This window comes from Micavibrio aeruginosavorus ARL-13 (assembly GCF_000226315.1).
GTDB classification, from domain to species: domain Bacteria; phylum Pseudomonadota; class Alphaproteobacteria; order Micavibrionales; family Micavibrionaceae; genus Micavibrio; species Micavibrio aeruginosavorus_B.
On sequence record NC_016026.1, the window covers coordinates 1,087,442 to 1,100,154 of the forward strand.

The following is a 12,713-nucleotide window of genomic DNA, read 5'->3' on the forward strand; positions in this document are numbered from 1 at the left end:
CCAATCATCCAATTTTCAATTATTTAGCTGTTCAGCAATTAACCAGCTTCGCGTTCGCCGCGCGGTTTGCGCTCTTCGATTGCGATTTGTTCACCGGTTTGTTGGTCAACGCGTTTCATGGACAATTTGATCTTGCCGCGGTCGTCGAAACCGATCAGCAGAACCTTAACCATGTCGCCTTCTTTGACCACGTCGGTGGTGGCTGCAACGCGTTGAGAAGCCAGCTCGGAAATGTGAACCAGGCCGTCTTTGCCCGGCATGAAGTTGACGAAGGCACCGAAATCAGTGGTCTTCACAACTTTGCCGTCATAGATCGCGCCAACTTCCGGATCATCGGTGATGCCGCGGATAATGCGTACGGCTTCTTCGATGGCTTTCGCGTCGGACGCGGCCACTTTAATCGTGCCATCGTCTTCGATGTCGATTTTCGTGCCGGTTTTCTCAACGATTTCGCGGATGACTTTACCGCCCGTACCAATGACTTCGCGAATTTTTTCCTTCGGTACGGTCAGGGTTACGATTTGCGGTGCGTATTCGGACATTTCGGTCCGTGCGGACGTCAATGCCTTGGCCATTTCGCCCAGGATGTGCAGGCGGCCTTCGCGTGCTTGTTTCACGGCGATGGTCATGATTTCCTCGGTGATCGAGGTGATCTTGATGTCCATCTGCAGGGCAGTTACGCCTTTTTCCGTGCCAGCAACTTTGAAGTCCATGTCGCCCAGGTGATCTTCATCACCTAGAATGTCGGACAGAACGGCGAAGTCGTTGCCTTCCTTGATCAGGCCCATGGCAATACCCGCGATCGGGCGTGCCAGCGGAACACCCGCATCCATCATTGCCAGGGACGAACCGCAAACGGACGCCATGGAAGATGAGCCGTTGGATTCGGTAATTTCCGACACGTTACGAACGGTGTACGGGAATTCCTCAGCCTTCGGCAGCAGCGGGTTAATCGCACGCCATGCCAGTTTACCGTGACCGATTTCGCGGCGGCCCGGGCTGCTCATGCGGCCGGCTTCACCAACGGAATAGGGTGGGAAGTTGTAGTGCAGCATGAAGCGTTGTTTGTATTCGCCTTCCAGCGCGTCCATGATCTGCTCGTCCTGACCGGTGCCCAGCGTGGTGACAACCAATGCCTGGGTTTCGCCACGGGTGAACAAAGCGGAACCGTGTGCACGCGGCAGAACACCAACTTCGGCCACGATCGGACGAATGGTTTTCGTGTCACGGCCATCGATACGCATGCCTTCTTTCAGGATGCGGCCACGGACCACGTCGGCTTCCAGCGTTTTGAAGGCTGCAGCAACGGTTTCCTTGGACAGGTTTTTCTCTTCGGAAACAAATTCCTCAACGGCTTGTTTCTTCAGTTCACCAACCAGTTCGTAACGGGTTTGCTTGATCGGCTCCAGATAGGCCTTGGACAGCGGGGCTTCGAATTTCGCCTTCATGGCTTTGGTCATTTCGACCACTTCCGGGCGGGCTTGCGGTACGTCCCAAGGCTCTTTCGCGCACATTTCGGCCAGGCCGATGATGTTTTTAATGACCGTCTGGAAGCTGTTCCAGCCGAACATAACGGCACCCAGCATCACTTCTTCGGACAGTTCCTGGGCTTCGGATTCAACCATCAGAACGCCTTCGGCTGTACCGGCAACAACCAGATCCAGAACAGAGTTCGTGCGTTCGGACAAGGTCGGGTTCAGAACATATTGGCCGTTAACGTAGCCAACGCGCGCGGCGCCAATCGGGCCCATGAACGGGATACCGGAAATGGTCAGTGCGGCGGAAACGCCGATCATGGCCACGATATCCGGATCGTTTTCCATGTCGTGTGCAACCACGGTGGCGATAACCTGAACTTCATTCAGAAAACCTTCCGGGAACAGCGGGCGGACCGGACGGTCGATCAGGCGGCTGACCAGCACTTCCTTCTCGCTCGGGCGGCCTTCGCGTTTGAAGAAGCCACCCGGGATTTTACCGGCGGCGTATGCTTTTTCTTGGTAGTGAACGGACAGGGGGAAGAAATCCTGACCTTCGCGCAAGCTGCGCGCGCCAACAACGGTGCACAGAACGGTCGTGCCGCCCATTGTGGCCATAACGGCGCCGTCAGCCTGACGGGCGATTTTGCCAGTTTCGAGAACGACTTTTTTGCCGCCCAGTTCGAACTCTTTGCGATAGATATTAAACATTCAACATTCCTTTTGTTTAGACTTCGTGCGCCATACCAGCCCTTGCCAGTACGACGTGTTTGTAGAAAGACGCAATTTTTGCGCGGGGGAGGGGTTCGGTGGACAATAAAAAACAGGGGGGCCCGACGGAATGGATAACCTGTGCTTTACAGTCGACCGCACGCCACCTCCGGACCTTGCGCCAACTGAGCTTTTTAATGCCATGGGGGGCGCAGGAAGTCAAAGAAAAACAAGGATTTTTGGCCTAAAACCCCCGCCATTTAGGCCTTTTGGTGGGGATATGGCAATTATGGGCTGGGACTGGGGGCCTGAGCGGTATTTTTGCCCCGGATCAGCGAATCCAGCAGACCCTGGCCCAGCATCAGTCCGCCAATATACAATTTGCGTTCCAGATCCGGGCGGCGCTTTTCATCATTGTGCAGGGCGTGGCGCCAGACTTCCAGTTGGTTCATTACACCGTGCAAGGGCACCTGTCCGTGTTTTGCAGCTTCTGCAATGGACCGGGCAAAGGCGTTATGAATGGCCTGTTTTTCCGTTTTCGATGTCCTGTTCAAAATATCGTCAATTGATGGCGGAACATTATCCGGGCGCATAATAACGCGCTCACGGGTTTCAACCGTTACACGGGCTTTGGCCTGCTCGGTGCGGGCTTTGTATTCATTGATGAAAGTGGACGATCCTTTCCCGGTGCCCAGATAGCTGACCATGGCGTTCACGTCTGCGGGCTTTAGGGCATGTTTGTGCGTAATGTCCGCGGCGATCCGACCAATATCATTCAGGCTGTAGGATTTGAGTGTTTTTGATCCGACGGAGCGAATATGCGCCATCGCGGCGTCATGCCCCGGCGTCGTGTAATAAATCGCCGCTGTGTAAAATTCCGCATCGGATTCACGGCGATAAATCGACATCATTTCCGGTGCCTTCCAGCGTGAGCTGACGGCGCGAATATCTGCCGTTTGCTGCATAATGGCGTGGTCACCTTGTGCGGCCATGGTCAATGTGGCGGCGACATCGGCAAACATTTCGGACCGGTGAATGGCCAGCGCGCGCTCAAACGCTGCGTCTTTGTGGATTTTTTTCCGTTCAACGACAAATTCCTGATCCAGACAGTGCCACACTTCATGCCAGACACTGCGCTTCATCATCATATAAGGGCCGGGATTGATGGTTGGGGTCAGGCGGTATTTGCCCGCCTCGCCAATCCATTTTTCGACCAGGCTTTGTGATGACAGATCCGCATTTTCCGCGATCACAACGCATTTATTTTGCTCATCCAGATGAAAGGCCTGCGGGTTCAAGCTGCTGGGCCCGTAACTCGATCCCATACCCAGACGGATCGATGAAAATTTCTTATGCGGCAGGTCCGGGACGGTGCTTTGCATGTAATAAAACAGGCGGCGTTCATACGGGATTGGTTCGCTGCGCGTTTGGATTTTGACGTAGTCGTTGTTGATAATCAAAACCTCGGGCAGGCGGGGTTTGGTTTTTGCGTAGGTGTTGGCCTGGTCTTGAATATCATCCAGAATGGTGGTCAGGGTTGTTGTGCCGGTTGGCCGCGTATCGGCATCGGCCGTCGCGGGGGCAACCCCTGCCATGGCCATGAACACAATCGACACGCCGCCCAAGGTTCGGCGCAGGCTTTTGATCGCCTTGGATGATGGCTGCATTGAACGCTCCCTGTATTCTTTTTATAATTTGGATCAAAAGTGTTATATAAAAATGGTTGCCATGTCATGGTTTTATGACATCTCTTTGATTTTCCTGATTTTTCTTGCCTGATAAGGGGATAACATATGAACACGCTCGTCCTGCTGCGCCATGGTCAAAGCCAATGGAACCTGGAAAACCGCTTCACCGGTTTCCACGATATCGACCTGAGCGATCTGGGTCGTGAAGAAGCACGTCAGGCGGGTCTGCGCCTGAAGGCGGCGGGCATTCAGTTTGATCAGGTGTTTACCAGCACATTGCAACGCGCTGGCCATACGGCGGAAATTGCGCTGACCAATGCGGGGCAGGCGGATTTGCTGAACACCATGATCCGCCACGATGATTTGCGCGAGCGTGATTACGGCGATCTGACCGGATTGAACAAGGATGAAACCCGCGCGAAATTTGGCGATGAACAGGTGCATATTTGGCGCCGGTCCTATGACGTCAACCCGCCGGGTGGGGAGTCGTTGAAGGACGTGGTCGAAAACCGCGTGCGCCCGTATTACAACGCGAACATCAAACCGCTGGTCGATGGTGGCAAAAACGTATTGATTGCCGCCCACGGCAATTCACTGCGCGGTATCCTGATCGTTCTGGGCGCGGAAACGCCGGAGACCATCAACGCCGCCGAAATGGAAACGGGCGTTCCGTTGGTGTTTGAAATGGAAAACGGCAAAATCCTGAAGCGTTATGCGTTGAAAGAAGCGCCGGCGGCTTAACGGCCTCCTGGAATGTCATCCCGGCGAAAGCCGGGATCTTCCAGCCATAATGGACGAAGACCCCGGCTTTCGCCGGGGTGACGAAGTGTTATTTAAACCGGAGCAGGGCCGTTGGGCCCCGTTTTCTTGGCCGGGGTTGGGGCGGGCGAAACAACACCGCGGACCAGCCGGTTGAAATCATCGGCCAGCGTATCGACATTGTAACCCGCTGGCTTGATCTGGCCGAACGTCGTTTCGGCCAGTTTTTGCAGGGCCAGAGACTTCGTGTTGTCGTTATGATGTTTCAATTCCCATGCGGCTTCACGCGCCATCAGGGCGTAGGTCAGAATATCCGCCGCCGCATCCAGAATTTCATCCGCGACAAATTCTGCCGTTTGCGGGTTCTTGACCAGATCACCCATCATTCCGGCAATCTCGGCGCTTTTGCGTTTCAGCAAGGCGCGTTCGGTTTTCATTTCCGACGGCAAGGCTTTGGTGATGGCGTTCAGGTTTTTGATAAAGCTTTCAGCACCTTTTTCCGGGCCGAGGATCACACGGGTCAGTTCCAGGGCCTGAATTTGGCGTGGGCCTTCCCACACCTGTAAAACCAGCGCATCGCGCATCAACCGTTCGGTCGGCCAATCGGCGGTATAACCATTTCCGCCCACCATCTGCACGGCGATATTCGCGGATTTTACGGCCAGATCGGCGGTGCGGTATTTGGCGATGGCCGTAACCATACGCATCCAGCTGTACGCGGCGGCATCGTTATCTTGTGACATATCGAAACTGTGCGCCGCTTCGAAGGCGAGGGCGCAGGCCGCCATCCAATCCACACTCATCCCGATCATGTGTTTCTGGTTCATCGGGCGGTCGGACAGGGCTTTGCCAAAGGTTTCGCGGTTATCCATCCAGCAGCGCACTTCCAGCAACGCGCGGTGGGCAACACCGGCGGCTGACATGGCGTTGTGAACGCGGCTGTAACCAAGCGCTTCCATCATCACACGCAGCCCATGCGGCGGTGGGACCAGTTCGACGGCATACGCATCACCCAGCAACAATTCCGCTGTGGCCAGCGCACGCGTGCCCAGTTTCTCTTTCAATTTTGTAACGTGGTACGAATTCGGTTTGGTCCAGTCTTTGTCAACATGGCTGGGCACCAGATACAGGCCCAGACCTTTGGCGCCCGTCGTTCCTTCCGCGCGGGCGGTGGCAACGGCCAGGCCGGAGGAGGCGTTGGACGCAAACCATTTCTGGCCGTTCAGACGGTATGATCCATCAAAATGTTTGCGGGCGGTTGTTGTGGTGTTGGCCACGTCGCTACCGCTGTGTTTTTCCGTGGCCCATGTGCCCCCGGTTTTGGCTAGCCCGTCCATGCGCGTGGATTCATGCAGGAAGCGTTTTTTTACGTCATCGCTGCCGTATTTATTCACGACATACGCAACGGCCCCGGTCATGGTGACGGGGCAGTGGGTGGAGATATCCGTTTGCGACAGCAGATAGCCCATAACGAAGGACAGGCTGTGTGGTTCCGGGTTCTTATCCTGAAACGCCAACCCAATCACGCCACGGCGATAAATTTCAATCTGGGCATCTTCGTATGCCGGGTTGAACACAACGCGGCCCGTGCGTTCACCGGGTTTTCCGGCGGGAATAATGTCATGCACCAATTTTGGTGGGGCGTGGCGGTCGCTATATTCTGCTTGCACATCCAGTTCATTGCCAACCCAAGCGCCCAGATCGTTCAGGCGCCCTTGTTGGCGTTTGAGCATTTGCGGGTTTGTGCGCTCCAGAAAATATTTCACGTTCTGGTCCAGCGCATAAAAATTCAAACCCCGTGTCACCGGGGGCATTTTGTCGGATGCCATGACAACGACCTCTCTGCCTATCCATTATAGCCCCTTTTCGGGGTCTTATTGATCAAATATGACCGTCATTGTTCATGGACAGGCAGGGAAATGCAACCCGGTTTTAGACGGGCCGCAGGATCATTTCCTTGGTCGATTTTTTCCATCCGCTGATCACATAACCTTGATCCAGCATGGATTTTTGGGTTTCGATGTCGTGAATGGGGCAGGTTTTGCATCCCGGGGCAACCGCATTAAAGGCTTGGGTCAGCCGTTTTTTCTCAATATTCGGGATGGTTTCGTGGACGTTGTAGACAACGGTTCCATCGGATGGATCAACGCCAATGCTGGGGATTTCCATGCCGTGGTCCAAGAAAGTGGCCCAGCTGGCGATGTTGTTCACATCTACTTCGGCCAGGGCGTGGCCTTTGTCTGCTTTCACGCCGTAGTTCAGCCATGCCTTGACCATGCCGTGCATCAGGCCATTGTTCCGATAGCTGGGCAAGACGGTGACGCCCTGTATCAGGGTGATGCTGTCCGGTGCACCAACGGGGGCCATATCAACCATCCCGGTTTTGGGGTGTTCGATCGACGGGTTCAACACAATCGATTCACCAACCAGTTTGCCATTGTGCAAAACGCCCAAAACCGTGTTGCCGTGGTTCCGGTTGAAATGATCAACGAAGAACGAGGCTGGCTTGGGCAACATGAAGGCTTTTTCTTCCGCGCTCAGCATTTGAATGGCTTTATTATGCAGGGCGATGATGTCCGACAGGTGCGTTCTGTCCAGTTGGATGACGTTATACGCGCTGCCATCCCGCATCGTACCTTCGTGCAGGACTGCGCAATCATTGAACGGGGTTTTGACTTTTTTGAATGCTTGTACCGACATTGTTTTTTCCTCTGTGTGCGATCGAAAGATAAGTGCGCATCCGCCTGGCCCATCTGGATCAGGAAGCGGAGAGGAAAGGGATGTCAGGAAGTTTGATTAGGCCTGCACCGCACGATCCGCAACGCCCTGAGCCAACAGGGGGCGGTTTGTACGTCGTGCGCGTCGGATCGCGCTATGCGGTGCGGTTGCGTTTTGCATGGGGGGATTAAACATCAAAACGGGCAGGGTTGGGAAGAAAAAAATAAAACGGCCCGAAACCAAGTGGTTCGGACCGTTTAAATTCTGCAATTCCAAAGGAATTAGCGGCGGATACCCAGCTTTTCGATCAGCGTTTGGTAGCGGCCTTCGTCCTTTGCCTTGACGTAGTCCAGCAGTTTACGGCGCTTGGCTACCAGAGCCAGCAAGCCACGACGGCTGGACATGTCTTTCTTGTGGGACTGCATGTGCTCGGACAGATAGTTGATACGGTCTGTCATCACGGCAATTTGCACTTCCGGTGATCCTGTGTCGCCTTTTTTCGTTTGGTTTTTGGCGATGACGTCCTTTTTACGGGCGGCGGTGTTCATGTTATTCGACATCGTTTTCTCCGATCATTTTTTAAAGGTTCAGTACGCGAAGCGGCTGAATATCGATGCCGTCGATGTTCACAAGCGCAACAGGTGTGCCATTGAACAGCGCCAGCGCCGTCACGGGGTTGGATTTATCGGGAACCACGCCGGCCCGGTGGAGTCGATCCACATCAGGACGGGAGATGAACGATAAAACCTGTCCGTTCTTCAACCGTGCTGCTTCCCTTTCGTTCAGATCCAGAGCCGGGATGTCGTCTAGCACCGTCTGAACAGGAAGAAGCATGTCTTCAAGGGGCGGAATTTGGCTGGAATCCGCCGAGAAATCAAGAGAAATCGCATTGTTTACGGTAAAAGGCCCAACTTGATCCCGGCGCAGGGCGGAGATATAGCCCACAGACCCCAGTTCCAGCGCCAAATCCCGGCCCAGGGAGCGGATATAGGTCCCCTTGCCGCAGACACAGCGGAAATCGGCCTCATCGCCCCGGAGGGCCAATAATTCGAGGGAATCAATGCGGACGGCCCGGGGGGCCAGATCCACGTCCTCACCTGCACGGGCCAGGTCATAGGCCCGTTGCCCGTCAATTTTCAGGGCGGAGAAGCGGGGCGGCAGCTGGTCAATCGTGCCAATAAAACGGGGCAGGATGGCGCGGATGGCATCTTCGGTCGGGCGGATGTCCGATGTGGCGATCACCTCGCCCTCGGCATCGTCGGTGGAGCGTTGTTCGCCGAACCGGACCGTGAAGCTATAGGTTTTTGTGTGATCCATGCAAAAGGCGATGGTTTTGGTGGCTTCGCCCAGGGCGATCGGCAAAATGCCGCTGGCCAACGGGTCGAGCGTTCCGCCATGGCCAATCTTCTGGGCATTCAACAGCCAGCGCAATTTCCCCACAACTTGCGTTGAGGTCACGCCCAACGGTTTATCAACCGCAATCCAGCCGTGAATGGGAATGCCTTTTTTACGTCGGGCCATTGGCGTTATTGGTCGGTGTCGGATTCTTGATCCGCTTCATCGCCATCTTCACTGGGGGCTTGGTACCCGTAACGGTCCGTTTCCGGCAATGATCCGATCAGCGTTTCAATCCGCAGGGCCTGATCAAAAGTTTTGTCCATGATGAACCGAACCTTGGGCGTGAATTTCAAATCCAGCTTGCGGCCAATATCACGTTGGAAAATGGCGGCGGAATCGTTCAATGCGGGCAACATTTCATCCATGTTGCCGCCACCCAGGGCCAGAACATAGGCCGTTGCGTGTTTCAAATCGGGGCTGACGCGCACCTCGGTCACGGTCACGATTGCGGACGCGTCGAACAGCAGGGGGTCGTCAAAACGCCCCTGCCGCAACGTTTCCGAAATCACGTGGCGGAGTTGTTCGCCAACACGCAACATGCGTTGCGATGGTTCCGATGCTTTGTGCTTCCGCATGCCGATTAACCCACCGTCCGGGCTTCGGATACGATATCGAAGCATTCGATAACGTCACCGTCTTTGATGTCGTCATAGTTTTCGAACGCCATACCGCATTCCATACCTTCTTTGACTTCTTTGACTTCGTCTTTGAAGCGTTTGAGGGTTTTGAGCGTGCCTTCGTGAATAACCACATCGTCGCGGAGCAGGCGGACCTTGGATCCGCGTTTGACCACGCCGTTGGTAATCATACAGCCAGCAACCTTGCCCACCTTGGTGATGTTGAACACTTGGCGGATCGAAGCCTGGCCCAGATATTCTTCGCGCAGGTTCGGGGCCAACATGCCAGACAGGATCGCTTTCGCATCATCGATGATGTTGTAAATGATGCTGTAGTAACGGATGTTCACACCGTCGCGTTCGGCCAATGTGCGGGCCTGAGCGTTGGCGCGGACGTTAAAGCCGATAATCATGGCGTTGGATGCCTTCGCCAGAATGATATCGGATTCGGTGATCCCGCCCACACCGGAGTGCAGAACGCGGACCATAACATCCGGGTTGTCTTCGGAAATTTTCTGCAGTGAACCGGCAATCGCTTCGACAGAACCATGCACGTCGGCTTTGATAACGACGGGCAGGGTGGTTTTTTCGCCTTCCTTCGCGGCGGCAATCATCTGTTCCAGCGAATTGGTGCGGCGGGCGATGGATGCTGCGGCCTGTTCACGTTTCTTGCGCGCACGATAGGCGGCAATTTCACGGGCGCGGGCGTCATCTTCGACCACGTTGATTTTATCACCAGCTTCCGGCGCGCCTTGCAGACCCAGAACCTCAACCGGCTGGCCCGGCAGGGCTTGTTTGACCGAGTTCCCACGATCATCCAACAGGGCACGAACGCGACCCGATTCCGCACCGGCAACGAAAATGTCACCAACGCGCAACGTGCCGTTTTCGACCAGAACCGTGGCCACGTTCCCGCGCCCTTGTTCCAGCTTCGCTTCGACCACTGTACCATTGGCACGACGGTTCGGGTTGGCGCGCAGGTTCAGCATTTCAGCCTGCAACAGGATGGTTTCTTCCAGTTTGTCCAGGTTGATTTTCTTCTTCGCGGACAATTCAACGGCCATGGTGTCGCCGCCCATTTCTTCCAGAACGATTTCGTGCTGGAGCAAGTCCTGGCGCACTTTGTTCGGGTTTGCATCGGGCAGGTCGATTTTGTTGATGGCCACGATAATCGGCACACCGGCGGCTTTGGCGTGGTTAATCGCCTCAATCGTTTGCGGCATGATGGAATCGTTTGCGGCAACAACCAGCACGACAATGTCGGTCACGTTGGCACCACGGGCCCGCATTTCGGTAAAGGCGGCGTGGCCCGGTGTATCCAGGAACGTGATTTTGTGACCCGACGGCATCGTAACCTGGTACGCACCGATGTGCTGGGTAATACCACCGGCTTCGCCCGCGACCACATCGGTGGCGCGCAAGGCGTCGAGCAGGGAGGTTTTACCATGGTCAACGTGACCCATGATGGTGACAACCGGCGGACGCGGCAACAGATCGCCTTCGGTGTCCGTATCGCCTTCAATCCCGATTTCAACGTCGCCTTCGGTGACGCGTTTGATGGTGTGGCCGAATTCGGTCACGATCAATTCGGCGGTGTCGGCATCAATCGTTTGGGTAATGGTGGCCATGACGCCCAGTTTCATCAGGGCTTTCACGACGTCAGAGCTGCGCTCCGTCATACGGTTGGCCAGTTCCTGGACCGTAATAAATTCCGGCAAAACCACTTCGCGCAGGACTTTTTGCTGCGGCTCGGCGGTCATGGAGCGGTGGGCTTTGGCGCGGGCGCGGCGCGTGGCGGCCAGGGACCGTCCACGCTGTTCCATCACGTCTTCGCTCAGCGCTTTCTGAACGGTCAGACGGCCCGGGTTCCAGTTGCGGTCCTGGTCGCCACGGCGTGACGGCGGGGCCTTCACGCTCGCCTTCTTCATGCGTTCGCGATAGCTTTCTTCTTCCTGTTCATCTTCGCTGAAGCTCGGACGGCCAGCAGCACCCGGACGGGCGGATTCACGCATGATATCTTGCGCGGCTGCATTGCTCGGGCCACGGGTGTGCTCCGTGGTGGAGGCGTGGCGGCGCTCATCGGCGCGTTTTTTCTGTTGCTCTTCCTCTTCAATACGCTGCAGTTCCTCCAGTTCGCGCTGGCGGGCCTGCTCGGCGGTTTCCGGCTGGGTCACAATCGCGGGCGCGGTCGGGGACCGGTATTCAACCGTTGTGCCGATGATGCTACGGTCGTCTTCATCTTCGCTGGCGTCGGCGCGGCGTTTGGATTCTTCTTCCGCGGCCTGTAGGGCGCGGATACGGGCTTCGCGCTCTTCGCTGGTCAATTGACGCAGGGCGGCCATCGTGCCGGCTGTATGGTCCTCGGCCTCAACATGGGCTTCGGTCGTCGGGCGGCTCATCGGCGCGGTGGTGGATCCGCTGCGCTTGCGGCGGACTTCCACGGCAACGGATTTCCCGCCGCGTGTTGGTTGGGCCGCGCGCGGGGCGGCTGCGCCACTGGCGGCGCCGCCCTTCAGGCTTAATGTTCCTTTGGAGCCAAGGCTGAGGGTGGATTTCTTTTCCGTGCCCTTGTCTGCGCCTGTGCCTTTTTCTTTACTATCCGTCATTCCTGTGCCTGTGCTTTCATCGTCAGTCATTATTAAATTTATTCAGTCGATCAACCGCGTTTAAGAACGGCTGACAAAGGGGGCCTCTCCGGATCACGGCATGCCACACATTCTGGGCGCCGCTGTGGGTGGAAAGATCTGCGCTGGAAAACTGGTCGATCACGGGCAGGGACCGGGCCAAATTGGCCAGTTTCCGGCGGGTGACCGCGCTTTCTTCGGCGGCGGTTACATATACACCACCTTTACGCGATCGCAAAATTTGCTCGCATTTATCGGCCCCGGTGATCAGGTCGCCCGCTTTACGCGCCATGGACAGCATGTCCAGCGCCTTGCGGGTCAGGACTTTGGTGATGATTTCATCAATATTTTCAGGGATTTTGATACTGTCGTGGGCGGCGGTGAAGGAACCACGGCTGATGGCCTGCGCCAGTATGCTGTGCCCCAGCGTGATCCAGAACCCGGTGCCGGGTAGTTTGGCGTCCAAATCCACATACAGCATGGAATCGGGGCCGATCACCAGACGGATCATCTGGTCCCGGGGCAGGGTTTCACCCGTCACCAGACAGGTTTCTGTTTTGATTTTTTTGACGGGGGCCGCGGGCGGCTCGTCAGCAGCAGGTGCGGAGGATTCTTGACCTTCGGACGTGACAATGCCCGACGACAGCAGATTATCATCTGCCATCGGCGGGATCATGTCATTGGTGCGATTGTCCTTTGTAAAGGTCAATACTGTTCCTCTCT

The 12,713-nt window shown here is 55.9% G+C and carries 10 protein-coding genes; 1 reads left to right on the forward strand and 9 read right to left on the reverse strand.

The window, feature by feature from the left end:
* Positions 1-38 precede the first annotated feature (38 nt).
* Together pnp and MICA_RS05190 are read right to left on the reverse strand one after the other, a co-directional pair.
* A complete protein-coding gene (gene pnp / locus MICA_RS05185; RefSeq protein WP_014102652.1) occupies positions 39-2,186 on the reverse strand; it encodes a polyribonucleotide nucleotidyltransferase in 2,148 nt (715 codons plus the stop codon).
* Between the two features lie 287 nt (positions 2,187-2,473).
* A complete protein-coding gene (locus MICA_RS05190; protein ID WP_014102654.1) occupies positions 2,474-3,853 on the reverse strand; it encodes a hypothetical protein in 1,380 nt (459 codons plus the stop codon).
* Positions 3,854-3,979: 126 nt separating this feature from the next.
* On the opposite strand from MICA_RS05190, the gene MICA_RS05195 reads away from it, so the two are divergent.
* A complete protein-coding gene (locus tag MICA_RS05195) occupies positions 3,980-4,615 on the forward strand; it encodes a 2,3-bisphosphoglycerate-dependent phosphoglycerate mutase (protein ID WP_014102656.1) in 636 nt (211 codons plus the stop codon).
* A 92-nt stretch (positions 4,616-4,707) separates the two neighbouring features.
* Here MICA_RS05195 and MICA_RS05200 read toward each other — a convergent pair whose 3' ends face one another.
* The 7 genes from MICA_RS05200 to MICA_RS05235 all read right to left on the reverse strand — a co-directional run bounded on the left by MICA_RS05200 (position 4,708) and on the right by MICA_RS05235 (position 12,699).
* Positions 4,708-6,462: an acyl-CoA dehydrogenase family protein gene (locus MICA_RS05200; RefSeq protein WP_014102657.1), complete on the reverse strand. Its 1,755-nt coding sequence runs from the start codon at positions 6,460-6,462 to the stop codon at positions 4,708-4,710.
* A gap of 103 nt (positions 6,463-6,565) precedes the next feature.
* Complete coding sequence (locus MICA_RS05205; RefSeq protein WP_014102658.1) at positions 6,566-7,333, reverse strand: GNAT family N-acetyltransferase; 768 nt, start codon at positions 7,331-7,333, stop codon at positions 6,566-6,568.
* A gap of 299 nt (positions 7,334-7,632) precedes the next feature.
* On the reverse strand, positions 7,633-7,911 hold the full coding sequence (gene rpsO / locus MICA_RS05215; protein WP_407635803.1) for a 30S ribosomal protein S15: 279 nt from the start codon (positions 7,909-7,911) through the stop codon (positions 7,633-7,635).
* A gap of 19 nt (positions 7,912-7,930) precedes the next feature.
* Positions 7,931-8,872: a tRNA pseudouridine(55) synthase TruB gene (truB, locus tag MICA_RS05220; protein ID WP_014102661.1), complete on the reverse strand. Its 942-nt coding sequence runs from the start codon at positions 8,870-8,872 to the stop codon at positions 7,931-7,933.
* 5 nt (positions 8,873-8,877) lie between these two features.
* Positions 8,878-9,324 (reverse strand): 30S ribosome-binding factor RbfA, encoded by a 447-nt coding sequence (rbfA, locus tag MICA_RS05225; RefSeq protein ID WP_014102662.1) that lies wholly within the window; start codon positions 9,322-9,324, stop codon positions 8,878-8,880.
* Positions 9,325-9,329: 5 nt separating this feature from the next.
* On the reverse strand, positions 9,330-12,002 hold the full coding sequence (gene infB / locus MICA_RS05230; RefSeq protein WP_041793830.1) for a translation initiation factor IF-2: 2,673 nt from the start codon (positions 12,000-12,002) through the stop codon (positions 9,330-9,332).
* Positions 11,995-12,699, reverse strand: coding sequence for a DUF448 domain-containing protein (locus MICA_RS05235; protein WP_014102664.1), 705 nt, complete (start codon positions 12,697-12,699; stop codon positions 11,995-11,997). The genes infB and MICA_RS05235 overlap by 8 nt, the downstream gene beginning before the upstream one ends.
* Between the last annotated feature and the right edge of the window lie 14 nt (positions 12,700-12,713).